Source organism: Pseudomonas sp. P4_D7, from assembly GCF_056401755.1.
The window spans coordinates 1-25082 of sequence record NZ_JBFUIR010000045.1; the positions used below are offsets into that span (position 1 = coordinate 1).

At 61.8% G+C, this 25082-nt stretch carries 13 protein-coding genes; 6 read left to right on the top strand and 7 right to left on the bottom strand.

What is annotated here, in order from left to right:
- The first annotated feature begins 128 nt into the window (after positions 1-128).
- The 3 genes from AC1DVF_RS23105 (at position 129) to AC1DVF_RS23115 (ending at position 1924) form a co-directional block, all read left to right on the top strand.
- Positions 129-662: a sigma-70 family RNA polymerase sigma factor gene (locus tag AC1DVF_RS23105; protein ID WP_093433913.1), complete on the top strand. Its 534-nt coding sequence runs from the start codon at positions 129-131 to the stop codon at positions 660-662.
- The gene (locus tag AC1DVF_RS23110) at positions 659-1351 is read left to right on the top strand and encodes an anti-sigma factor (RefSeq protein WP_460129422.1); all 693 of its coding nucleotides are present in this window, start codon (positions 659-661) and stop codon (positions 1349-1351) included. Before AC1DVF_RS23105 ends, AC1DVF_RS23110 begins: the two co-directional genes overlap by 4 nt.
- Before the next feature lie 132 nt (positions 1352-1483).
- The gene (locus AC1DVF_RS23115; protein ID WP_477783185.1) at positions 1484-1924 is read left to right on the top strand and encodes a phage infection protein; all 441 of its coding nucleotides are present in this window, start codon (positions 1484-1486) and stop codon (positions 1922-1924) included.
- A 70-nt stretch (positions 1925-1994) separates the two neighbouring features.
- Here AC1DVF_RS23115 and AC1DVF_RS23120 read toward each other — a convergent pair whose 3' ends face one another.
- Positions 1995-3086 (bottom strand): DUF1615 domain-containing protein, encoded by a 1092-nt coding sequence (locus AC1DVF_RS23120; protein WP_116256007.1) that lies wholly within the window; start codon positions 3084-3086, stop codon positions 1995-1997.
- A 221-nt stretch (positions 3087-3307) separates the two neighbouring features.
- Between AC1DVF_RS23120 and AC1DVF_RS23125 the strand changes: the two genes are divergently transcribed.
- Both AC1DVF_RS23125 and AC1DVF_RS23130 read left to right on the top strand, forming a co-directional pair.
- On the top strand, positions 3308-5512 hold the full coding sequence (locus tag AC1DVF_RS23125; RefSeq protein ID WP_477783186.1) for a TonB-dependent receptor: 2205 nt from the start codon (positions 3308-3310) through the stop codon (positions 5510-5512).
- Between the two features lie 396 nt (positions 5513-5908).
- Positions 5909-7444 (top strand): FAD-dependent oxidoreductase, encoded by a 1536-nt coding sequence (locus AC1DVF_RS23130; RefSeq protein ID WP_477783187.1) that lies wholly within the window; start codon positions 5909-5911, stop codon positions 7442-7444.
- Positions 7445-7568: 124 nt separating this feature from the next.
- Here the strand turns inward: AC1DVF_RS23130 and hemB are convergent, their stop codons facing one another.
- The 3 genes from hemB to AC1DVF_RS23145 all read right to left on the bottom strand — a co-directional run bounded on the left by hemB (position 7569) and on the right by AC1DVF_RS23145 (position 10987).
- Positions 7569-8543, bottom strand: a complete 975-nt coding sequence (hemB, locus tag AC1DVF_RS23135) for a porphobilinogen synthase (protein WP_034154617.1) — start codon at positions 8541-8543, stop codon at positions 7569-7571.
- A gap of 254 nt (positions 8544-8797) precedes the next feature.
- The gene (locus AC1DVF_RS23140; protein ID WP_477783188.1) at positions 8798-9496 is read right to left on the bottom strand and encodes a glutathione binding-like protein; all 699 of its coding nucleotides are present in this window, start codon (positions 9494-9496) and stop codon (positions 8798-8800) included.
- An 84-nt stretch (positions 9497-9580) separates the two neighbouring features.
- Positions 9581-10987 carry a hypothetical protein gene (locus AC1DVF_RS23145; RefSeq protein WP_320337537.1) on the bottom strand — a complete coding sequence of 469 codons (1407 nt, stop codon included), beginning with the start codon at positions 10985-10987 and terminating at the stop codon, positions 9581-9583.
- Positions 10988-11391: 404 nt separating this feature from the next.
- Here AC1DVF_RS23145 and AC1DVF_RS23150 point away from each other — a divergent pair, with 404 nt between their 5' ends.
- Positions 11392-12066, top strand: coding sequence for a histidine phosphatase family protein (locus tag AC1DVF_RS23150; protein ID WP_116256002.1), 675 nt, complete (start codon positions 11392-11394; stop codon positions 12064-12066).
- 119 nt (positions 12067-12185) lie between these two features.
- On the opposite strand, the gene mnmH is transcribed toward AC1DVF_RS23150, so the two are convergent.
- The 3 genes from mnmH to AC1DVF_RS23165 form a co-directional block, all read right to left on the bottom strand.
- Positions 12186-13289 (bottom strand): tRNA 2-selenouridine(34) synthase MnmH, encoded by a 1104-nt coding sequence (gene mnmH, locus AC1DVF_RS23155; protein WP_460129427.1) that lies wholly within the window; start codon positions 13287-13289, stop codon positions 12186-12188.
- Positions 13289-14323: a selenide, water dikinase SelD gene (selD, locus tag AC1DVF_RS23160; RefSeq protein ID WP_320337534.1), complete on the bottom strand. Its 1035-nt coding sequence runs from the start codon at positions 14321-14323 to the stop codon at positions 13289-13291. The genes mnmH and selD overlap by 1 nt, the downstream gene beginning before the upstream one ends.
- 230 nt (positions 14324-14553) lie before the next feature.
- Positions 14554-25080 carry an autotransporter-associated beta strand repeat-containing protein gene (locus AC1DVF_RS23165; RefSeq protein WP_477783189.1) on the bottom strand — a complete coding sequence of 3509 codons (10527 nt, stop codon included), beginning with the start codon at positions 25078-25080 and terminating at the stop codon, positions 14554-14556.
- Positions 25081-25082: the final 2 nt, after the last annotated feature.

Here is a 25082-nt window from a genome sequence, read left to right on the forward strand (position 1 = left end):
GCTTGCTCGCGAAGGCGGAGTGTCAGTCAACACAGTCTTCTCTGACCGGCCGCCTTCGCGAGCAAGCTCGCTCCCACAGTGGTCAATGGGTTCTGGATGTTTACGGAATGTGAGCTAGATTGCACGACATGCCTTTAGCCGAATCCGTTTTCGATTACGAAGCCCGCCTCGCTGCTTGTGCCCGTGGCGAGCGTTCGGCCCTGCGCGATTTGTATGTGCAGGAAGGTCCGCGTCTGCTCGGCGTGGCCAAGCGCCTGGTGCGCGATACGGCGCTGGCGGAGGACATCGTTCATGAGGCCTTCATCAAAATCTGGAACGGCGCGGCGGGGTTTGATCCGGCGCGCGGTTCGGCGCGTGGCTGGATGTTCAGCGTGACCCGGCATCTGGCGCTGAATCTGCTGCGTGATCACGGCCGGGAAACGCCGTTCAGCGAGGCCCACGAAACCGCTGCGGACGATGCCAGCTTCGACGCCCACGCGCATTCGGCGCGTATCCACCATTGCCTTGAACAGCTGGAGCCACAACGGCGCAGTTGCGTCCTGCATGCTTACGTCGACGGCTACAGCCACGCGCAGATTGCCGCGCGCCTCGACACGCCGCTGGGCACCGTCAAAGCGTGGATCAAGCGCAGCCTCAATGCCTTGCGGGAGTGCATGGGATGACCAGCGAATCAGCGCAGGAACGAGATGAACTGGCCGGCGAATATGTGCTCGGCACGCTGTCGTTCGAACAGCGCAGCGAGGTGCAACGGCGCTTGCCGAATGATCCGCAATTGCGCGCAGCGGTAGACGCCTGGGAACGGCGTCTGCTGGAGCTGACGGATCTGGCCGAACCGCAGCAACCCTCGGCGCAGTTGTGGCAACGCATCGAGCGCAGTGTCGGTCGACTGGCGCGGCAAGCACCTTCAACTTCATGGTGGAACCTGCTGCCGCTCTGGCGTGGGTTGAGCGCAGCCGGTTTGGCCGCCACGTTGATTCTGGGTTCGATCCTGCTGACCCAGACCACGCCGAAACCCAGCTATCTGGTAGTGCTGGTTGCGCCGCAGGACAAGGCCCCGGGCTGGGTGATTCAGGCGAGCAATTCGCGGGAAATTCAGTTGATTCCGCTCGGTGTGGTTGAGGTGCCGACGGACAAGGCGCTGGAATTCTGGACCAAGGCTGATGGCTGGCAGGGACCGGTTTCGCTGGGGCTGGTCAAGCCTGGACAGGCGTTGTCGGTGCCGTTGGACAAGTTGCCGCCGCTGCAACCCAATCAACTATTCGAGCTGACACTTGAGGGCGCCAATGGCTCGCCGATCGGCAAACCGACCGGGCCGATTCAGGCGATCGGGCGCGCTGTGAAGGTGCTGTGAGGCTCTGCTCTGCGGCTCCTGGCTACCATCATCGGCATCGATGTTCACCATCACGGCAATGAAGTTCTCATAAAAAATCCCGGGCGTAACATCTGCTCCATACCAACCAACAACACCCCGGAGCACACCATCATGAAACGCCAAACTCTTCTCGGTATCGCTTTCTCGGTCTTCGCTATCAACGCTTTCGCCGCTACCCCGGCCCACACCATGATCGCCGAAGGCGGCTCGGACAAACTGATCGAAAGCCGTTTGGCTGAAGGTGGTTCGGATCGTCTGCTTGAACGTCGCGTTGCTGAAGGTGGTTCGGATCGTCTGCTCGAACGCCGCGTTGCCGAAGGTGGCGCTGATCGTCTGCTTGAACGTCGCGTTGCTGAAGGTGGTTCGGATCGTCTGCTTGAACGTCGCGTTGCTGAAGGTGGCTCGGATCGTCTGATCGAACGCCGCGTTACCGAAGGTGGTTCGGATCGTCTGCTCGAACGCCGCGTCGCTGAAGGTGGCTCGGATCGTCTGATCGAACGTCGCGTTGCTGAAGGTGGCTCGGATCGTCTGATCGAACGTCGCGTTGCCTGATGATTGGCTGTAAGCGCAACAACCCAGAGAAACCCGGCTCCCTTGGCCGGGTTTTTTATGTCTGTCTGATTTATCCGGCCTTGGCCATGCAGCGCTTGTAGCGCTCGTCCACGCGCTTGGCGAACCACGCTGTGGTGAGTTTGCGGGTGATCTTCGGGCTCTGCAGCACGATCCCCGGCAACACCGCGCGCGGCAGCTTTTTCCCCTCCGCTTGCTCCGCCAGTTCGAACACCCGCTGATAGAGTTTGGTCTCTTCGAATTCCAGGGTTTTGCCCTTCTCCAATTGGTCGCGAATCGTCGGGTTGCGCATGCCCAATGACTTGCCGAGGGTGCGCACCGCCAGTTCCGTGCCGCCGGGCATGATCGAGTCGTAGCGGATCAGGTCGCCATCCAGCGCCAGCGGGATGCCCGAGGCGCGGCTCACCGCGTTTTGAAATGCGGCATTACGACTGGCGTACCACCCGGCGTTGAAATCGGCGAAGCGATAAAGCGGCTCGCGATAACTCACCGGGTAACCGAGCAAGTGGGCAATACCGAAATACATGCCACCACGGCGGCTGAACACCTCGTGGCGGATCGTGCCGTCTACCGGGTACGGATAATCCTTGGCGTGTTGCTCGGCAAATTCGATGCTGACCTGCATCGGCCCGCCGGTGTGCACCGGGTTGAAGCCACCGAACAGCGTGCGCCCCATCGGCACCCGGCCGATGAAGTCGTCGAAAATACCGCTGAGTTCTTTCTCACTGCGTGCGGCGTTCAAGCGTTCGCTGTAGGTCTTGCCGTTGGTTGAGCGCACTTGCAACGCGCCGCTGACCAACAGGCTGGGGATGTGCACTTTGGCGGCGCGACGGTCGATTTCGTCGCGGGCAATCTTGCCTAGGCCGGGCACCGTGGGGTCGGCCTGAAAGGTAGATTCCTGTTCGGCAACGGCCAGCACCGAACACAGATTCTGCGTGGTCGGGCTGATGTTCTGCGCGGCAAACGCGGCGTAGATATCGGTGGCCCAGCCTTGCCGATCGGCAGTCTTGGCCGGCATCAGCCGCACGATCTCGGCCTTCACTTCAGCAGGCGCACGGGGCGCCGGTTCTTGGCTGCGTTGCCCGGCGCAACCGGCGAGCACCAGCAGTGCGGCGAGGGTGATCGGTAATTGAAAGTTGTGCATGAAGCTTTATCCAGTCCGTTAAGCCCAAACCACCATACACAATCCGTGTAGGAGCTGCCGCAGGCTCCTACACAGGAATGCGGGTATTGAAGGGGTGATGACAAACTGATTGCAAGTCGCTACTGAGAAAACCTATCATTTGCACCTGGAGTCGCATTTGCGCAAGGAGTTCCCGCGCCGCCCTTATTTTTCTCACTGGCCGTGCGCCTCCAGGTCCCTACATGCCCGTTCCAGCTCGACTCGCCGTCCCGTTTCGCCCGACGCTTCTCGCCCTGCTGTGCTCCCTGACTGTCACCGCCCACGCCGCTGAAGGCGATACCAAAGCGCTGGTGCTGGACGACGTCAACGTCAACGCCCAAGCCCCGACGCCCAACGCCCTGCCCCCGGTTTACACGGGTGGTCAGGTCGCCCGTGGCGGCCAGCTCGGCGTGCTGGGTAATCAGGACATGATGGACGTGCCGTTCAGCGCCGCCTCCTACACCGAACAATTGATTCAGGATCAGCAGGCCGAAGACGTCGCCGACGTATTGCTCAACGATTCGTCGGTGCGTCAGGCCTCCGGTTTCTCTAACCAGGCGCAGATTTTCATGATCCGCGGCCTGCCGCTGACCGGCGACGACATTTCCTATAACGGCCTGTACGGCGTGCTGCCCCGGCAGATCATTTCCACCGATGCGCTGGAGCGCGTGGAAGTGTTCAAAGGCCCGAACGCCTTTATCAATGGCGTGACCCCGACCGGTTCCGGCATTGGCGGTGGCGTCAACCTGCAACCGAAACGCGCTGGCGACGTGCCGCTGCGTCGTTACACCACCGACATCAACAGCGAAGGTCGCATCGGTCATCACTTCGACATTGGCCAGCGCTTCGGTGAAGACAACCGCTTTGGCGCCCGGATCAACCTGTCCCAGCGCGAAGGCGACACCGGCATCGATCACGAAAACCAGCGCTCGAAACTGTTTGCCATCGGCCTCGATTATCGCGGCGACGCCCTGCGCATTTCCGGCGATTTCGCGTATCAAAAAGAACGCGTCAACGGTGGCCGCAACTCGGTCAACCTCGGCACTGCCACGCACATTCCGGATGCGCCGTCGGCCGACACCAACTACGCGCCGAAGTGGGGTTACACCGACATCGAAGACACCTTCGGCATGCTCCGCGCCGAATACGACCTGAATGACAACTGGACCGCCTACGCGGCCGGCGGCGCCAAGCACACCCGCGAAGTCGGGCGCTACAACTCGACCACCCTGGTCGGTAACAACGGCGCGTCGTTCACCACCGGCTCGTTCATTCCGCACGACGAAGACAACACCAGCGTCATGGCCGGCCTCAACGGCAAATTCGATACCGGCGCGGTCAGCCACAAGCTCAACTTCGGCCTGACCGGAATCTGGGCCGAACAACGCAGCGCCTATGATTTCGACCTGACCAAGTACGCCAACAACATCTACCACCCGGTACAGACGCCGTCGCCAGTGGGCAATTTTGCCGGCGGCGACTTGAATGATCCGGGCATCGTCGGCAAGACCTTCAACCGCAGCATCGCACTCTCCGACACCCTCGGTTTCTTCGATGATCGCCTGCTGGTCACCGCCGGCCTGCGTCGCCAGCAACTGGTGGTGCAAGGCTACAACTACGCCAGTTGGGGCAGCGGCGGCCGCAAGTCGAGCTACGACGAATCGATTACCACACCGGTCTACGGTGTGGTGTTCAAGCCGTGGGAACACGTGTCGTTCTACGCCAACCACATCGAAGGCCTGGCCCAGGGCCCAACCTCGCCGACCAGCACCGGCGGCTTTCGCGTGACCAACGGCAACGAAGTCTACGCACCGGCGCGTTCCAAGCAGACCGAAGTCGGGGTGAAAGTCGACATGGGCACTTACGGCGCCAGCCTGGGTGTCTATCGCATCGAACAGCCGAGCGACGGTTACTGCAACATCGACAGCGCCACCACCTGCACCTACGTGCGTGAAGGCGAGCAGGTCAACAAAGGCGTGGAAATGAACGTGTTCGGCGAACCGATCCAGGGCCTGCGCCTGATCAGCGGTCTGACCCTGATGGACACCGAACTGAAGAACACCCTCAACGGCGCCAACGACGGCAACCGTGCGATCGGTGTGCCGACCTTCCAGTTCAACGCCGGCGCTGACTGGGATGTGCCGGGCCTGCAAGGCGTAGCGCTGAATGCGCGGATGCTGCGCACTGGCGGTCAATACGCGGATGCGGCGAACAATCTGAGCCTGCCGACCTGGAACCGCTTCGATGCGGGGGCGCGTTATGCGTTCAAGATGTCGGAGAAGGACGTGACGTTGCGTCTGGGTGTGGAGAATCTGGCGAACAAGAAGTATTGGGAATCGGCTCAGGGGGGTTATCTGACTCAGGGTGAGCCGCGGGTGGCGAAGTTGTCCGGCACCATTGATTTTTAAAGCTGAAAAGCCCCTCACCCTAGCCCTCTCCCAGAGGGAGAGGGGACTGACCGTGCTGTTCTTTCGAGCTACACCGACCTGAAATATCGAGTCGTACTCAAGTCTTAAAAAACACACAAATCGGCTCCCCTTCCCCTCGCCTTTTAGAGGAAAGGGGACTGACCGTGGTGTTCTTTCGAGCTACACCGACCTGAAATATCGAGTCGAACTCAGGTTTTGAACGGACCCCAAATCGGCTCCCTCTCCCTCGGGAGAGGGCTGGGGTGAGGGGCGCGTATTTACGTCACACAACAGCACCCCAGCCGAACACCATCAAAACCTCCCCGTCTGGCCGATCAACTGGCCAGCCTCTCCTTCTGATCCATACTTGCTGCACAGCAAACGGAGGACAGGCCCATGAACCGCAGCGACGTTCTGATCATCGGCGCCGGCCCGACCGGGCTGGTGCTGGCCCTGTGGCTGAGCAAACTGGGCGTGCGCGTGCGCATCATCGATAAAACCTCCGCGCCCGGCACCACGTCGCGAGCGCTGGCGGTGCAGGCGCGCACCCTCGAGTTGTACCGGCAACTGGACCTCGCCGACACCGTGGTGCGCAACGGCCATCGAGTGGCGGCGGCGAATTTCTGGGTCAACGGCAAACCGATCGCGCAGTTGCCACTGAATCGCATCGGCGAAGGCCTGACGCCCTACGCATTCGTCGAAATCTTCCCGCAGGATCAACACGAACGGCTGCTGATCGAGCGTCTTGAAGACTACGGCGTCACGGTCGAACGCGATACCACCCTGGAAAGCTTCGAGGAAACCGGCGACGGCCTCACCGCGCACTTGCGCCTGCCCGATGGCGAGCAGGAAATCTGCCAGGCCTGTTATCTGGCGGGATGTGATGGCGCCCGCTCAGTGGTGCGCAAAACCCTCGACACCGGTTTTCCCGGCGGCACCTATCAGCAGATTTTCTACGTCGCCGACGTCAAGGCCAGCGGCCCGGCGATGAACGGCGAGTTGCACCTGGATCTGGATGAGGCGGACTTCCTCGCCGTGTTTCCCCTGGCCGGCAAAGGCCGCGCGCGGCTGATCGGCACGGTGCGTGATGAGCGCGCGGATCGCGCCGAAAGCCTGGAATTCTCCGACGTCAGCAGCCGTGCCATCGAACACCTGAAAGTGCATATCGAAGACGTGCACTGGTTCTCGACCTACCGCGTGCATCACCGCGTGGCCGAGCATTTTCGCAGTGGCCGCGCCTTTCTGCTCGGCGATGCCGCGCATGTGCATAGCCCGGCGGGCGGTCAGGGCATGAACACCGGCATTGGCGACGCGATCAATCTGGCGTGGAAACTCGCCGCCGTGCTCAGCGGTGCCGCCGAACCAAACCTGCTCGACAGCTACGAAACCGAACGCATTGCCTTCGCCCGCCGATTGGTGTCGACCACCGATAAAGTCTTCAGCTTCGTCACTGCCGAGGGGCGCATGGCTGACTTGCTGCGCATGCGTGTGGCACCGTTTCTGATCCCGAAAATGGCTTCGTTCGAGGCCAGTCGCGAGTTCCTTTTTCGCACCGTGTCGCAAGTCACCCTCAACTATCGCGGCATGCCGCTGAGCCAGGGCGCCGCCGGCCAGGTGCATGGCGGCGATCGCTTGCCATGGGCGCATGATGGTGAGGGGGATAATTACGAACCGCTAAGGCAACCGTGCTGGCAGGTGCATGTGTACGGCGACACCAGCGACGAAATGATCGCCTGGTGCAATGAACACCATTTACCGCTGCATGTGTTCGACTGGCGCCCGGCGTTTGAAGCGGCAGGATTAGGGCGCAACGGTTTTTATCTGCTGCGCCCGGATACTTATGTGGCGATTGCCGAAAGCAGCGCGGACCCGAAAGTGATTGAACGCTACTTCCGCGATCACGGCATCCGGCCCTACTTCAACTGCCCCTGACACACCACAAATCAAATGTGGGAGCGAGCTTGCTCGCGAAGGCGTCGTGTCAGTCAACATGGATGTCTGCTGAAAGACCGCTTTCGCGAGCAGGCTCGCTCCCACAGGGATAATGCGGTGACCTTTAGATCCCGGCCAGGGCCAAATCCATCGCAAAGTAAGTAAAGATCAAATCAGCACCCGCCCGCTTGATCGCGCCCAGACTCTCTCGCACCACGCGATCCTCATCAATTGCCCCGGCCTGCGCGCCAAACTTGATCATCGCGTACTCGCCACTGACCTGATACGCCGCCAGTGGCAGGTTCGAGGCCTCACGAATGTCGCGGATGATGTCGAGGTAAGCGCCGGCCGGTTTGACCATCAGCGCATCGGCGCCTTCCTGCTCGTCGAGCAGCGATTCGCGCAGGGCTTCGCGGCGGTTCATCGGATTCATCTGATAGCTTTTGCGGTCGCCTTTCAGCGCACTGCCACCGGCCTCGCGGAACGGGCCGTAGAGTGCCGAGGCGAACTTGGTCGAGTAAGCCATGATCGGAATCTGGGTGAACCCGGCCGCGTCGAGTGCCTGACGAATCGCCCGCACCTGACCATCCATCGCCGCCGACGGCGCGATCACGTCGGCACCGGCGCGAGCAGCGGCTACAGCCTGTTTGCCGAGGTTGATCAGGGTCTGGTCGTTGTCGACCTCATGGTTGTGCATCACGCCGCAATGGCCGTGATCGGTGTATTCGCAGAAGCACGTGTCGGACATCACGATCATCTCCGGCACAGCGTCCTTGGCGATGCGCGACATGCGCGAGACCAGACCGTCTTCGCGCCAGGTGTCGCTGCCGTTGCTGTCCAGATGATGCGACACGCCGAAGGTCATCACCGACTTGACGCCAGCACGGGCATAACGCTCGATTTCGCTGGCCAGTTTGCGCTCGGGAATGCGCATCACCCCGGGCATGCTCTTGATCGGCACGAAGTCATCGATTTCTTCCTCGACAAAAATCGGCAGCACCAGATCATTCAGGCTGAATTCGGTTTCCTGGAACAGGCTGCGCAGGCTCGCATTGCGGCGCAGACGGCGGGGACGTGCTTCGGGGAACTGACTGGACATGAGGGCCTTTCCTGAAAACGGCAGATGAGACGAAAGTCGTAGGGGGCGAAGCTTATGCCTTGCGGGGCGCGCGGTACAAACCTGGATCAATCAAGAGTGCATTACCGGGGGTGTAATAATCCCTGTGGCACAACAAACCCCCTGTGGGAGCGAGCTTGCTCGCGAAGTTGGTGTATCAGCAATAGCAATGCTGGCTGACACGACGCCTTCGCGAGCAAGCTCGTTCCCACAGGGTTATGTGTATAGCCCTGAGATTACGAGGGGATGGTCAGGCCGCGAATGACCGCTGGGCGGGCGAGGAATCGCTCCAGTACGCGGGTGACATTCGGGAAGTTGCTGATCCCGACCAGATCACCCGCTTCATAAAACCCGATCAAGTTACGCACCCACGGAAACGTAGCGATATCAGCGATGGTATAGCGCTCGCCCATGATCCAGTCACGGCCCTCGAGCCGGCCGTCGAGCACCTTGAGCAGACGTTTGCTTTCATCGACGTAACGATCACGCGGGCGCTTGTCCTCGTAATCCTTGCCAGCGAATTTGTTGAAGAAACCGAGCTGGCCGAATATCGGACCGATGCCGCCCATCTGGAACATCAGCCACTGGATGGTTTCGTAGCGCTGCGCACCTTCCTGCGCGAGCAACTGGCCGCTTTTGTCGGCCAGATAAATCAGGATCGCACCGGATTCGAACAGCGCCAGTGGCTGATCTTCGGGGCCATGCGGATCCAGGATCGCCGGGATCTTGTTGTTGGGGTTCAGCGAGAGGAACTCGGCAGACAATTGATCATTACTGTCGAAAGCGACCTTGTGCGGCTCGTACGGCAGGCCGATCTCTTCGAGCATGATCGAGACTTTGACGCCGTTGGGCGTCGGCAAGGAATAGAGCTGAATCCAGTCAGGGTACTGCGCCGGCCATTTCTGAGTGATCGGGAACGCGGACAGATCGGTCATGGGAAGCATCCAGTCACAAATTAAAGCCAGATCATAATTCAGAGCCGCCGCAGCCTGTGATCTTTTGGCCAGTGCTCGCCCACATCAATCCTCGATAAGGCTGTCAAGCCACGCATATTCAATTTTGTTGCGCTGCAACGTCTGCAGGCTTTTCGCCGCGTAAACAACGCTGTCAGCATTGTTCGCGGCCATGTGCGCGCGCATTTGCGAATTGGCATTGAACAGGTCAACCGCCGTATGAAGGTCCAGATCGTCGTCGACGCCCAGGTAATCACTGACGCCGAACAAAAAGCTATCGTGATCGTCCCCGAAGGCCTTCAAGTAATCGACCGTCAATCCACCACGCATGATCGCTTCGGAAACACCGCGCTCCGGCACGTCATAAATGCTTGGCAAATCCGGGCTCAACAGACCTTGCAGATGGTTGTTCAGATAGAAGAAATCCGCGGCATTGGGCCCGATGGCCTGGAACCGGTCAACTCTGTTGGTGTGCAACATTTCATGGCCCAGCGACATACTCAAAATTCCACGTCGCATGTACTTCCGGTTGATGAAGAACCGGCCATGAAAATCTCTTTTGTACATCCATGCGGCGGCGTCATTATCGACATCAACGCCGATAAATTTTTCCTCCCCCCACACGCCCTGATACTCCCTGGACAGCGCCAGGCCTCGCGAGACTGACTCAGCGAATTGCCCTGCAACGACTCGATGGTCAGCGCCAAAGAAGCTTGTGTAAACCGCATCGGCTTCGTGCAGATTTTGACTTATGGCGTAATTGGCATCAGAGAAAACCGTTTCGATCGCCCGCAACTCCGAACGAATGAGTGCTGCCTGTTTTGGCTTGAACTGCTTCAACCCACGCGCAACCAGGGTGGCACCGATCAACGTGTCACGCTCGATCATGTCTTCGCTGCCATCATGAATCCGTTTTTTTGCGGTCGATTCATTTCTGATGCCGCGAATCAGCTCATCAATATCGATATCAATCACGTTGGCTAAGTCAGAGGAAGGCTGAGCAGCGGCGAGCTTCCACAGCCTGTTTTGCGGATCAAAGATCAGCGCCGGCCCGGAAGCTGCCAATTCCGATGCCAATGTCGCCCGATACTCGCCGGTTGCTGCTGTTTGCCGAACCTGAACGATCTCGTCGTGAGCAATATCGACGTATTGGCGCCCGTTGAAGATCCTCAAGCCCTGGGCATCGGCCGCAGGCAAGCTGGCCGGTGATTTCAAGCGATAGTGTTCAAGTGATCCGACCACAGGACGAATAGGTAAAACCCCGGCAGACGGCAATGCTGAGACCGTGAAAGGTGTAATCGACATTTCAGGTTGATTGGCAGCCGCCACCTGCGTTTGCGGCTCATCAAGCCGCGAATTCTTCACCAGCCCGTCGTCGGCGAGCACACCGTTGCTTCTTTTACGAGACGGGTTTGCGTCCGCCAGTCCAGGGCTGGACAGCGAGTGGGTGGCGGTTTTGCGAACAATGCCCATAAAAATCCTTTTTTTAAGAGTGCTGCCCAATGAAAAACCAGGCAGACGTCGCGATAGTCGTCTATCACACAGGCGCCATTGCAATCGACTGGGCAGCATCGGGTGCGGTACATGGATATCGCACATAAAAGGGAGTTTTGTGCATTCTCGTGGAGCCGGCGCAAAAAAACGTCTGCTGCGTCGAACCGTAACATCCTGTCGCTAACCTGTGCCCAAGCCGTTGAAGTTTGCCGCTAAAGTGCCGCTCACTCGTACGGATCGAACCAAATCGGCCCCAAGGGACTCTGAGCTATGGCTTTGTTGCAGAGGAAGCCGTTCACGACAGGGAAAACACCCGGCGCTGGGAGCCCGCGGTGTAAAGGTTTGTCAGCCTTAACCGAATTTGCTGAAGAACCTTTTATTTCATGACGATCCTTATGCGATTCGCCAAACGTTTCAAACACCGCGCATATGTGGCCCTGCCTTCCCTGCTGGCCGTCAGTGCGCTACTCCTGTCGCTGGAGTCCAGCGAAAGCCGCGCGCAACCGGTGGACGGTACCCAGACGCTGGTGTTCCTGCGCCATGCGGAGAAACCCGAAGGTGGCCTCGGCCAGCTCAACTGTCAGGGCCTGAACCGCGCCATCGACCTGTCGACGCTGCTGCCGGAGAAATTCGGCAAGGCCGATTACGTGTTTGCCGCCAACCCGACGCGCAATGTCGAGGAAGGTGAGCTGGATAATTCCTACAGCTACATTCGCCCGCTGATGACCATCAGCCCCGCCGCGATCAAGCTCGGCCTGCCGGTGAACATTGAGTTCTCGGCCAACGACACCAGCGATCTGGCCCGCGAACTGCTGGAAGACAAGTATCACAACTCGACGATCTACACCGCCTGGTCCCACGGCTATCTGCCGGAGCTGATCAACAAGGTGGCGGGCAACGCGGTCGGCGAGAAGCAGAACATCACCGATGACTGGGCGGGCAACGATTTTGACTCGCTGTACGTGCTGACCCTGACCTGGCACAACGGCAAGGCCAGTCTGCAGAGCCACAGCTACAAGCAGGGGCTGGATCATGGCAAGGAAACCTGCCCGACCTGAGTGTTGTGTGGCCTGGCCCGGCTCCTTCACGAGCAAGCTCGCTCCCACATTGGATTTGCGTGAAATACAAATCCCCTGTGGGAGCGAGCTTGCTCGCGAAGAGGCCAGCCGCTACAACCTCATAGCGTCTGATTCACTCGCTCACGCAGATACTCAAGCACCGCCCCACGCTCCCCGGCAAACTCGATCCGCCCGCCCTTCTTCTCGCGCTGGAACACATACATCGGGTCGTAATACTCACGCAGCAAGCCTTCGATCCAGCCGCGATGCAAGTCCACCGCCCCACTCCGCCCCTGCTCGATCAACGCCTCTTCCATCAACAGCAGCATTCGCCGATGACGCTCGCCACCGAGGCGTTTTTGCACATTGTTGAGGCTTTCCAGCAGGCGTTCAGAGAACAACGTGAAGCCCTCTTCACCGTGCACTGCCGTAAATTCCGCTGACAGATCCACCACGTAATCACGCAGAATCCGCTCCACGCGATCGTCAAAACTGTCCTCCAGCCAGACCATCGGGTACTGCTGCATGCCCTGATACAGCGGCAGCGGCAAGGCGCAACTGCCGACCACCCGACTCTCGTCCTCCAGCACGAACTGCGCAAACCCCGCGTCGCGTTTCTTGAGAATATCGATGGCCAGGCGGTTTTCAAAATCGATGTTCGACGGCTGTCCGGTGGCGCGTTTGCCGAAGCTTGAGCCACGATGATTGGCGTGCCCTTCCAGGTCCAGGCCATTGCGCAACTGCACCAGCACTTCGGTCTTGCCAGTGCCGGTCATGCCACCGAGCAGGACGAAATCACATTGCGCGATGGCCTGTTCAAGGGTGTCGATGAGGAAGTTGCGCATCGCTTTGTAACCACCGCCGATGCGCGGATAGTCGATGCCAGCCTCGTCACGCAGCCATTGCTGGGTGATCTGCGAGCGCAGGCCGCCACGAAAGCAATACAGATAACCGTCAGGATGGGCGCGGGCAAAATCGGCCCAAGCCTCGATACGCTCGGCCTTCACCGCGCCCGAAACCAGTTGATGGCCCAGCTCGATGGCGGCCTGCTGGCCGTGTTGCTTGTAGCAGGTACCGATCTTCTGCCGTTCGACATCATTCATCAGCGGCAGGTTGATCACGCCGGGGAACGCGCCCTTGTGAAACTCGACCGGCGCACGGGCATCCATCAGCGGCCGATCGTTGAGGAAAATGTCTCGGTAGTCAGTGCAGTCGCGGAGCATCAAATCACCTCGACTGCGTTCGTCTGTCGCTCAACCAGTTCGCCGATTGGCGCAAGGTTCAAGCCCAGTTCAGCGGCGACGGCGAGGAATTCTTCGTGGCCTTCAGGCGTCACCGCGATCAGCAAGCCCCCGCTGGTTTGCGGGTCGCAGAGCACGCGCTTGTGCAACTCCTGCACACGGCCGACCTTGCTCGCATAGCTGTCGAAATTGCGCAGCGTACCGCCGGGGACACAACCTTGATCAAGGTAATACTCGACGCTGTCCAGACGCGGCACGCGGTCGTAGGCAATGCGTGCAGTGAGTTGGCTGCCATCGGCCATTTCCACCAGATGTCCGAGCAGGCCAAAACCGGTGACGTCGGTCATCGCCGTGACGCCGGTGAGTTTGCCGAAGCGACTGCCGGGTTTGTTCAGGGTGCACATCCAGTCGCGGGCCACGCCGACGTCGGCGGCGCGCAGCTTGCCCTTCTTTTCGGCGGTGGTGAGGATGCCGATGCCCAGCGGTTTGGTCAGGTACAACAGGCAACCGGCGGTGGCGGTGTCGTTGCGCTTCATATGGCGCTTCTCGACCAGACCGGTGACGGCGAGGCCGAAGATCGGCTCTGGCGCATCGATCGAATGCCCGCCTGCCAGTGGAATGCCCGCCGCGTCGCACACGGCACGGCCGCCGCGAATCACTTCACGCGCCACTTCCGGCGCCAGCACATTGACCGGCCAGCCGAGAATCGCGATGGCCATCAGCGGATCACCGCCCATCGCGTAGATGTCACTGATCGCGTTGGTCGCGGCAATCCGGCCGAAGTCGAACGGATCGTCGACAATCGGCATGAAAAAGTCGGTGGTCGAGACCACACCGCGCTCGGCATCAATTTCGTACACCGCCGCATCATCGCGCGAGGCGTTGCCGACCCACAGTTTCGGATCCAGGTTCTGTGCGCCGCTGCCGGCCAGAATCACTTCCAGCACCTGTGGGGAAATCTTGCAGCCGCAACCGGCGCCGTGGCTGTATTGGGTCAGACGAATCGGCTCGCTCATGGGGGAGTCTCAGGCTGTTGATGGGGCCGATTCTAGCAGAGCACGCCGGGTCTATCCGATCGTTCCCACGCTCCGCGTGGGAATGCAGCCCGGGACGCTCCGCGTCCCTTCCGGAGCCGGAACGCGGAGCGTCCCTAGAGGCGTTCCCACGCAGAGCGTGGGAACGAGCAGCTTGAGGCAAGGCAAAAAAAACCGCCCTCGCGGGCGGCTAAAAGTGCTTCGACCCTAAATCAGAAGCCCAGGCTGAAGCTGATGGTCATCGCATGGTCGTTGCTGTCGTTCGACAGTTGGCCGGAGTAGCCGACCCCGAGTTTGCCGGTCGGGCTGATCTGGAAGTCGACCCCCGCTTCGACGATGGCGCTGTCCTTGGCGATCGGCACACCTTGGGTGCTGAACGAGGCGCCGCCGTCGATGAAGGTCAGATCAGCGTCAGGCTTGGTGTCACCAAACGCATGGCGCCAGCCGAGCGCCGCGCGCGGGGTGAATTGCCCGCCGTTGGCCAGGGTGATGACTTTGCCGGCACGCACACCGAGGGTCGAGAAGGTGATGTCTTGATCGGCATCGGCCTCCAGGCGCCCTGCTCCGCCTTTTTCCTTGGCTTTGTCGCTGTCGTAGTTGACGTAGGCCAGCCCGGCGAACGGCTCAAGGGCAATGCCGCCGGCGTCAATCGTGTAACCGACTTCACCGAACACCTGGGCACTGCGCGCGTCGTAGTTGGCTTTCAAGCGGTCGTTGTAGCTGCCGACGCTGACGTTGCGTTTGGTCTCGATGTCGTGCCAGCTGTAAGCCGCGCCGAGGCGCACGGCCAGGGCATCGAACTGCGAGTTGAGGTACGCGGCCAGATGGTAGCTTTCGACGGTGGCGTCCGAGCGACGATCATGGGCATCAAGGTCGCTGCGGGTGTAACCGGCGGCCATGCCCACGCGCCACTGGTCATCGAGTTGCTTGTCGGTGCCGAGCATGAAGCCGCTGAGGTTACGATCGAGTTTCGCCGCATTGCTGTCGCCATCCGACTCACCCCACGCGCCAAGGGCCCGCGCCCAGCCAACCATTTCGCCGTGGCAACCGTTGCTGCTCAGTTGGTTGTCACTTGGCGCCAAGGCACGGCGTGGATCATCCGCGGCGCTGCACGACGGCTGGCGCATGCGATCGTTGACCGCGTCACGCACGTAGCGCGAATCCTCAAGGATCGCACTGGCGGTGCTGGCGTGGATCTCACCGGACAGACTGTCGAAGGCATTACGCGCACCGGCGACACTGAGGTTGACGATCTCGTTCTGCAACGCCGCGCCCGCCGGACCATTGTTCGACAGCGCAGTAGCAGTCCGGAACTGGTTGCCGGTGGCGGCGACATCGGCGAACGAATTGCCGTTACGGCTGACCACCAGGTTCACTGCGTTGGCGTCATACACCAGTGCCGTGTTGAGGAACGCGTATTGCGGCAGGTCCGCAGCGCTGAAGGTGCCGTTCACGCCACCGCCCGCGGAGATCAGCGAGTACGTGGTGTTGCCGGTGAACGGTGCCAGCGAGTTCACTTGCAAAGCGCCGCCCAGCGTTGCGGTGCCACCGACGGCCAACGGTGTCGCGGTTGGCGAACTGACGGTCAGCGCCAGCACCCCGTCGCTCGAATTGGTCAGGTTACCGGCCACGCTCAGGGTTCCGGCCTCAGCACCGGAAGCCACCACACCATGGTTGACCACCGAGCCGACGCTGCCATTACCACTCAACCCCGCGCCGTTGGCCACGGTAACTTGCCCACCCAACGACGCCCGCGCCGACCGGCTGCCGACTTGCAGCACGCCTTGATAGACTGCGACCGTGCCGCTGAATGGCTGATCACCGGTCAACAGCAAGGTGCCGGTACCGCGTTTAAGCATCGCGCCCAGTCCGCGCAACGATCCATTGAACTGACCGTTGAAGTTCTGCACGAAAAACAGCGAAGCGTTGTTGAGGATATTGCCTTGCAGGCTGGTGGTGTTACCGACCAGCGTACCGCCGCTGACGGTGGTGCCACCGCTGTAGGTGTTGGCGCCGCTCAATACCAGCGTGCCGGAATCAAGTTTCTCGATGCCGCCCGTGCCCACCAGCGGCGCGGAGATTTCCGCGCTCCCTCCGGCATTGACCCGCACTGGCGCGAGGCTGCCGCCCGCACCGTTGACCGGGGTCAGTGAGCCACCGGCACCCGGCGTCAGGCTGTAGCCGCCGGCGAGGAATTGCAGGCCGGTGAAGTTCTGATTGCCCTGCACGGTAACCGTACCTGCCTGACCGCCGAACACCGCGAACTGACCATTTGAAGCCAGCGCCTGAGTACCGCTCGGATCGGTCCAGTTGGTGCCCGGCCCCCAAACACCGCTGCCGCCACCGATGCTGCCGTCCGGATTGGTGGTGCCACCGTTCCAGAACTGCACCTCACCCGGGGTGCCTTGCACCAGCAGGTTGATCTGATTGGCAATCGCGGTTTGCAGGGTCAGATTGGCCGCCGACACCGGCAGGCTGCCATACACCAGACCGTTGTCGGTCAGGCTGCCGCCGTAGCTGAACAGTTGATAAACCCCAGTGCCGAAACCGCCGGCGTTGCTGATGTTCAACGTACCGTCGAGGGTCAGATTGCCGGCGACATTGACCACGGTGGTCGAACTGGCCGCCGAGCCGAGACTGAAATCCAGATTGGTCCCCGACGACAGTGCCAGCGAACCGACTGACAATGGCGTTGCCGTACCGCCACCCAGCAGCGTCGCGCCGCTGGCCAGTTGCACGGTCCCCCCAAACTGGCCACCACCGCCGATGCCCGCGCCGCTGGCAACGTTGACATTGGCGCTGTTGAGCACGCCGTTGACGATCAGGTTGCCGGCCTGCACCGAGGAATTGCCGGTGAAGCTGTTGTTGCCAGTCAGCAGCAACTCTCCAGCCCCGGTTTTGTTCAGCGTGCCGGCACCGGTGAGGTTACCGGTGTAGCTGCCGTCGGCGTTTTGCTCGAAGGTCAGGGTTGCGTTGTTGACGATCGCACCTTGCAGGCTACTGGTGTCACCGCGCGTCGTGCCGCCGTTCAGCGTGGTGCCACCGCTGTAGGTATTGGCACCACTGAGGACGAGATCGCCGCTACCGTTTTTCAGCAGACTGCCGATGCCGGTCACCGCACCGATCAATGTGGTGTTCTGATTACCCGCGAGGGTCAGTTGCGCGCCAAGGTTGATGGCATTGGCCAGTTGCAGCGCCGAGGTGCTGTCGAGCGTGCCGTCACCGGTCACGTTAAGCGCAGCGCTGCTGATCGCACTGTTGTTGCCAAGAACCAGCGTGCCGCCGGCGAGTTGAGTGCCGCCACTGAAAGTGTTGCTGCCGTTGAGGGTCAGGCTCGATGCGCCGGCCTTGATCAGGCTGCCGCTGCCGCTGACCACGCCGTCGAGGGTCAAAGCGTTGGAACCTGCGACATTCAAGCCACCGTTGAGCACAACATCGTTGCCCAGGCTGACGGCCGCGTTGCTGTCCAGCGCGGTGCCATCGGCGGCGGTCAATACACCAGTGCCGAGCGCCGCGTTGTTGCCAACGACAATCTTGCCGCCATTGAGCGCCGTGCCGCCGGTGTAGCCGTTGGCCGCGTTGAGCACCAGCGTACCGCTGTCGTATTTGCCCAGCGTGCCGCTGCCATTGAGCGCGACACCGATGGTTGCCGTGGCATTCGGGTCAACCCGCACCGTGGCATTGCCCAGCGAACCGTTGACCAGATTCAGCGAGCCCGCCGTGCCGTTCACCAGGCTGTAGCCATCGGTGACGAACTGCAGGCCGGTAACGGTTTGCGCGCCGTTGACGGTCACCGTGCCGGCCGCGCCCTGGAACACCGCGAAGCTGTTGGTCCAGGCCTGGTTGGTGGTGCCGTTGACGTCGGTCCAGTTGGTGGTGCCAGTGCCCCAAGTGCCGCTGCCGCCCTCTACCGAACCATTGGCCACCAGTTGATTGCCGTCCCAGAACTGCACGGTGACGCCCGGTGCGGTGACCAGCAGGTTGATCTGATTGGCCAGCGCGGTTTGCAGTTGTAGATCGCCCGGGCTGACGCTACCCGGCAACGTGCCGAAGAGCATGCCGTTGTCAGTCAGGCCGCCGGTGTAGTCGATCAGGCGATACACGCCGCTGCCAAAACCGCCGATGTCGCTGACATTGAGGGTGCCGTCGAGGGTCAGGTTGCCGCCGACATTGACCAGCGCATTGCCGCCACCGGACACCGGTGTGCCAAGTCCGACGTCGAAGTTTGAGTTGCCGTTCAACACCAGCGAACTGACGTTCAGCGTACTGCCAGTGACGCCAGCCAGATGACCGCCATCAGCCACCGTCACGGCACCGGTCAAGGTGCCGCTGCCACCGAGGGTGCCACCGTTGTTGACCAGCACGTTGCCGCTGGCCAGCGAGCCGTTGACCTGCAAGGTGCCGGCGTTGACGCTGGTGTCACCGGTCATGTCGCTGATGCCGCTGAGGGTCAGGGTGCCCGTGCCGAGTTTGCTCAGCCCGCCATCACCGCTGAGTATGCCGGCAAACGTGCTGCTGACGTTGTTGCCACCGAGGCTCAGCGTATTGCCAGTGCCGACCAGCGCAGTGCCGCTGCCGGTGAGGCTCGCGAGGCTGCCCGAAGCACCGAGATTCAGCGCCGCGCCACCCGCGAGATTGACCGTAGCGTTGTTGCCCAGCGCTGCGCCACTCAGTGTGGTCAGGCTGCCGGACGCCACATCGAACGTGCCGCTGAAGGTGTTGTTGCCACTCAGCGTGACGTCGGCCAGACCGTTTTTGCTCAGCGTACCGGCGCCGGCAATCACACCGCCAAGGGTCAGGTTGTTGTTACCGGCCAAGGCCAGATTGGCATTGACGTTGAGGTTGTTGGCCAGCACCAGTGGCGCGGAATTGTCGAGGGTCGAAGCACCCGCCACGGTCAGCGCGCCACTGCCCAGCGACGCGCCCGTACCAAGGGTCAACGTGCCGGCATTCAGCGTGGTACCGCCGGTGAAGGTGTTGATGCCGTTGAGTGTCAGGTTCGACGCGCCGTCCTTGATCAATCCACCCGCGCCGCTGACCACACCTGCGAGGGTCAGGTTGTTGCTGCCGGTGTTGCTCAGATTGGCGTTGAGCACGACGTTGTTGCCCAGGCTCAGCGCGCTGTTGCTGTCCAGCGCCGAGGCACCCGCCACGGTCAGGTTGCCCAGACCCAGCGCCGAGTTGCTGCCGGCGGTCAGCGTGCCGGCGTTGAGGGTGGTGCCGCCGAGGAAGTTGTTGTTGCCGCTGAGGGTCAGGTTGGCCGCGCCGTTTTTGCTCAGGCTGCCGGCGCCGTTGACCGTACCGGCCAAGGTCAGATCCGCCGTGCCGCCGATGCCGAGATTGCCGGCCAGGTTGACCGCGTTGTTTACCGAAACCGCCGTGCTGGCATCCAGAGTCGTACCGCCCGCCGCGTTCAACGTGCCGGAGCCGAGCGCCGAGTTCGACGCCAGAACCAGCCCGCCGGCATTCAGCGCTACCGGGCCGAGGAAAGCGTTATTGCCGCCGAGGGTCAGATTGGCCGTGCCGGTTTTGATCAGCCCGCCGGTGCCACCAATCACGCCGTTGAGGGTCAGCGCATTGCTGCCGACTACGGTGAGGTTACCGTTGAGCGTCGCCGCGTTAGCCAGTGTCACCGCCGCGTTGCTGTCCAGTTGCGTGCCGGCATTTGCCGTCAGCGTGCCGGTGCCGAGCGCGGTGTTGCTGCCGACGATAATCTTGCCGCCATCCAGTTGCGTGCCGCCGCTGTAAGTGTTGGCGCCGTTGAGCACCAAGGTGCCGGCGTCGAGTTTGTTGAGGATGCCGCTGCCATCGATATTGACGCCGATAGTGCCGGTGACGCCCGGATCGACCCGCATTGCTGTGGTGCCGCCAGTGCCGTTGATGGCCGTGAGTTGCCCTGCCGCGCCGTTGACCAGGTTGTAGCCGTCAGTGACGAACTGCAGGCCGGTAAACGCTTGCGTGCCGTTCACCGTCACGGTGCCAGCGCTGCCTTGGAACACCGCGAAGTCGCCGGCCCACGGCTGGTTGACCAGGCCGTTGGCATCGGTCCAGTTGGTCCCGACCGCGTTCCACGTACCGCTACCGCCATCGACCACGCCGTTGGCAATGGTCTGGCTGCCGTCCCAGTAACGGATGTTGCTGTTCGGCGCCGAGACTTGAATGTTGATCTGATTGGCCACGCCGGTTTGCACCAGCAGATCGCCGAGGCCGTAGCCGACCGGCACGCTGGCCACGTCCAGACCGAGGTTGGTCAGGCTGCCGGTGTAGTTGAACAAGCGATACACACCGACGCCGAAGCCGCCGGCATCGGTGACATTGAGATTGCCGTCGAGCGTCAGGTTGCCACCGACATTCATCAGCGATGAGGTCGACGGTGTGCCCAGTGCCACATCAACGTTGCTGCCGGTGCCGAGAGTCAGAGCGCCCGCCGACAAGGTGTTGCCCGACGACAACGCGAGATACCCACCGTTGTTGATGTTTACCGCACCGAGCGCCGAGCCGGTACCGGTCAGGGTGCCGCCGGTATTGACGTTGAGTTGAGCACTGCCCAGCGAACCGCTGAGATCAACGGTGCCGCCATTGATCGCAGTGTTGCCGGTGATGCCGCTGATCCCGGTGAGGTTCAAGGTGCCGGTGCCGACTTTGACCAGACCGCCGCTGCCACTGAGGTCACCGTCAAACGTACTGGTGACGTTGCCGCTGCCGACGGTCAGGGTGTTGCTGCCGGTCAGTTGCACACTGCCGCTGCCGGTCAGCGCGCCGAGGCTGGCGTCACTGCCCAGATTCAGCCCGGCACCGGCACTGATGTTGACCCCGGAGGTGTTACCCAACGCGTTGGTATTGAGCGTGGTGACGCTGCCCGAGACGATATTCAGCGCGCCGGTAAAAGTGTTGTTGCCGGCGAGGGTCAGATCCGACAGGCCGTTTTTGGTCAGGCTGCCGGCGCCGTCGATGATGCCGTTCAGGCTCAAATCGTTGTTGCCGGCAACCGTCAGCCCGGCGTTCAAAGTGATCGCGTTGCCAATGCCGAACGAGGCGCTGTTATCCAGCGTCGCCGCGCCGCCGACGACCAATGCACCGCTGCCCAGGCCGTTGGCATTGCCCAATGTCAGCGTACCGGCGTTGAGCGTGGTGCCGCCGCTGAAGGTGTTGTTGCCATTGAGGGTGAGATTGGCCGCGCCGTCCTTGATCAACTGGCCAGTGCCGCTGGTGACGCCGCCGAGGGTGAGGTTCTGCGTACCGCCCACGGTCAGCGCGGCATTCAGGGCGACGGCGTTGTTGAGGCTGACCAGCGGCGAATTGCTGTCCAGCGTTGCGGCGCCAGCGACGGTCAGCGCACCGGACCCCAGTGCCGAACTGTTGCCGACGGTCAACGTACCGGCGTTCAGCGTGGTGCCGCCGAGGTAGTTGTTGGCGGCGTTGAGAATCAGATTGGCCGCGCCGTCTTTCACCAGACTGCCGGCGCCGCTGACCAGACCGGTCAGGGTCATATCCGCCGTGCCGCCGATATTCAAGGCACCGGCGAGTGCCACGGCATTGTTCAGGCTGACCGCCGTGTTGGCGTCCAGCGTGGTGTTTGCCGCCGCGTTCAACGTACCGGAACCCAGCGCGGTGTTGCTGCCGACAATCAGTTTGCCGGTGTTCAACACGGTGTTGCCAAAATAAGTGTTGGCGCCGTTAAGGGTCAGGTCGGCAGCGCCGTTCTTGGTCAGTCCACCGATACCGGCGACCACGCCGCCGAGGGTCAGCGCATTGGAGCCACCCAGGGTCAGAGTGCCGCCGAGGTTAACGTTGTTTGCCAGCGTTGCCGCAGTGCTGGCATCCAGAGTGGTGCCGTTCGAGGCATTCAGTGTGCCAGTGCCGAGGGCGGTATTGGAGCCGACAATCAGCGAACCGGCGTTCAGGGCGGTGGTGCCGGTGTAGGTGTTGTTGCCGTTGAGGGTCAGGCTGGATGCGCCGGTCTTGATTAAACCACTGCCGCCACTGATCACCCCGCCAAGGGTCAGCGCATTGGCGCCGCCGGCGGTGAGGTTGGCGTTGAGGGTGATTGCGTTGTTCAGGGTCACCGCCGTGCTGCTGTTGAGGGTACTGGCCCCGGCGACAGTCAGTGCGCCAGTGCCCAGCGCCGCAGCGTTACCGACAGTCAAGCTACCGGCGTTCAACGTGGTCCCGCCAGCGAACGTGTTTACCCCATCGAGGGTCAGGTTGGCGGCGCCGTTCTTGATCAGTTGACCGGCGCCGTTGATGACGCCGGAGAGGGTCAGACCGCTGCTGCCGCCGAGGCTCAGGGTACTGCTGTTGAGGTTGATGTTGTTGCTCAGGTTGACAGCGGTGTTGCTGTCCAGCGCTGAGACATCGATGACGTTCAATGCACCGCTGCCCAACGCGGCCGCGTTGCCCACAGTGAGCGTGCCGGCGGCCAGCGTGGTACCGCCGAGATAAGTGTTGGCACCGTTGAGAGTCAGGTTGGCAAAACCGCGCTTGGTCAACCCGCCACTGCCGCTGATCACACCACCGAGGGTCAGGTCAGCACTGCCACGCACTTCCAGATCACCGCCAAGGGTCACCGCATTGGTCAACGCGGCCGTGGTGCTAGCGTCGAGTTTGGTGCCTGCCGCTGTGGTCAGGGCACCGGTACCCAGCGCCGTATTGGAACCGACAATCAGCGTACCGGCATTGAGCGCAGTGCCGCCGGAGAAGGTGTTGTTGCCGCTGAGGGTCAGATCCGCCGTGCCATTCTTGATCAAACTGCCGACGCCGCTGACAACGCCGCTCAGGCCCAATGCCTGAGTGCCGCCGATGGTCACCCCGCCCGCCAGCGCAACGGCGTTGGCCAATGTCACTGCGGCAGTCGCATCCAGCGTGGTACCCGCCGCCGCATTCAGTGCGCCAGTCCCCAGCGCGGTGTTGCTGCCAACGAACAGGCTGCCGGCATTGAGCAGCGTGTTGCCGCTGTTGGTGTTGTTGCCGCTCAAGGTCAGGCCGGCGCTGCCGGATTTGGTAATCCCGCCAGTGCCAGACAACACGCCGCCGAGTGTCAGGGCATTGCTGCCGAGCACGTTGAGCGCACCGGTCATACCGATGTTATTGGCCAGAGTGACGTTGGCGGTGCTGTCCAGACTGGTACCGGCGGCGGTATTCAGCGCGCCACTGCCCAGCGAATCATTGTTGGTCACCAACAGGCTACCGGCGCTGAGGGTGGTGGTGCCGGTGAAACCGGTATTGGCACCGCTGACGGTCAGGCTACCGCTGCCGGTTTTGGTCAGGCCGCTGCTGCCGCTGATCAAACCGCCGAGGGTCAGTGCTCCGGTGCCGCCTGCCGTCAGGGTGCCGCCGAGGCTGATGGCGTTGGCCAGGCTGATCGTGCCCGGTGCGCTCAATGTTGTCGCGCCGGTGACGTTGAGGGTGCCGGTGCTCAGCGCCAGGTTGTTGCCCAACTGGACGGTGCCGCCATTGAGCGTGGTGTTGCCCAGGTAGGTGTTGGCAGCGCTGAGGCTCAGTTGCCCGGAGCCGACCTTGGACAGGCCACCGCTGCCGGAAATGACGCCGCTCAGGGTGGTGGCGTTAGTGCCTTGCACGGTCACGCCACCCGCGCCGAGGGAAATCAGATTGCTGATGTTCAACCCGGCATTGCTGGCCTGCAGAGTCCCGCCGTTGGAGGTGATTACGCCGCTGCCGAAGGTGGCGTTGTTGTTGAAATTCGCGATACCGCCGTTGAGCGTGGTCGCGCCACTGACCAATGGCCCCTGCAAGGTCCAGGTGCCGCTGTTGAGGGTCAGGTTGTTGAAGTTGATGTAGGTGGCGCTCGATGCCGTGCCAGTCCCGGTGATACCGCCGCCGACGCCAGCCGGGTTTTGCAGGATCAGGCTGTTGGTGCCGCCCGCACCGCCATCGACCGTGCCGGTTGGCGCAAAGGTCAGGTTGATGCCGATCAGTCCGCCGAGGCCGACGCTGACCTGCACGCCGTCACCAACCTGCACCGAAGAGCCGGTCACTGCGGTGAAGGTGTTAGTGCTCGCCGCACCCATCGACACACCGCCGGTAATCGCACCAGCGTTGGTGAAGGTATTGCCCGCCGCCGACGTTTCGAACGCGATCCGGCCGTTGATCACACCGGTGCTGCTGTTGGTCATGTTGACCTGCGAACCGCCGTAGACGCCGACCACCGGGGTATCCGCCAAGGTGATGCCGCCGATCGAGAGTCCGGTCGAGGTGATGGTGCCGTTGTTGGTGATGCTGGTGGTGCCGGTTGCCGCGTTGTTAACCGAAAGGGCCAGGCCGTCGATGCTGGTCAGGTTGAGCCCGAGCAACATGCCCGTGCCGCGAATGATCCCGCTGGCATTGTTGAGCACACTGACCGTACTGGTCGCACCGGTGCCAATGAATGCGCCGCCACTCAACACCGAGACCAGGCCCAGTAGCGCCGGGTCGAGGGTGCCGGAGTTGTTCAGGGAGATGTTTACCCCGGTCAGGTCCATCACATGGCCGCCGAGGGTCGCGTTCATCTGCGCGCCGCTGTTGACGTTGACCGTCAAACCGCTGGTGGCACTGGAGAAGTTGTTGAGGAACAGCGGCAGACTCGGCACGCCGGTGCAGGTCACAGTGGAACCTGCCGTGGAGCACGTGGCCAACGCAGGTGCGCTGACGCCGCCGAACAACAGCCCGGCAACGCTCAGGTGCACAGCAAGGGACAGTGGGGAAAAACGCGAAACGAGGGCGACACCAAACCTTGCTTCCACGG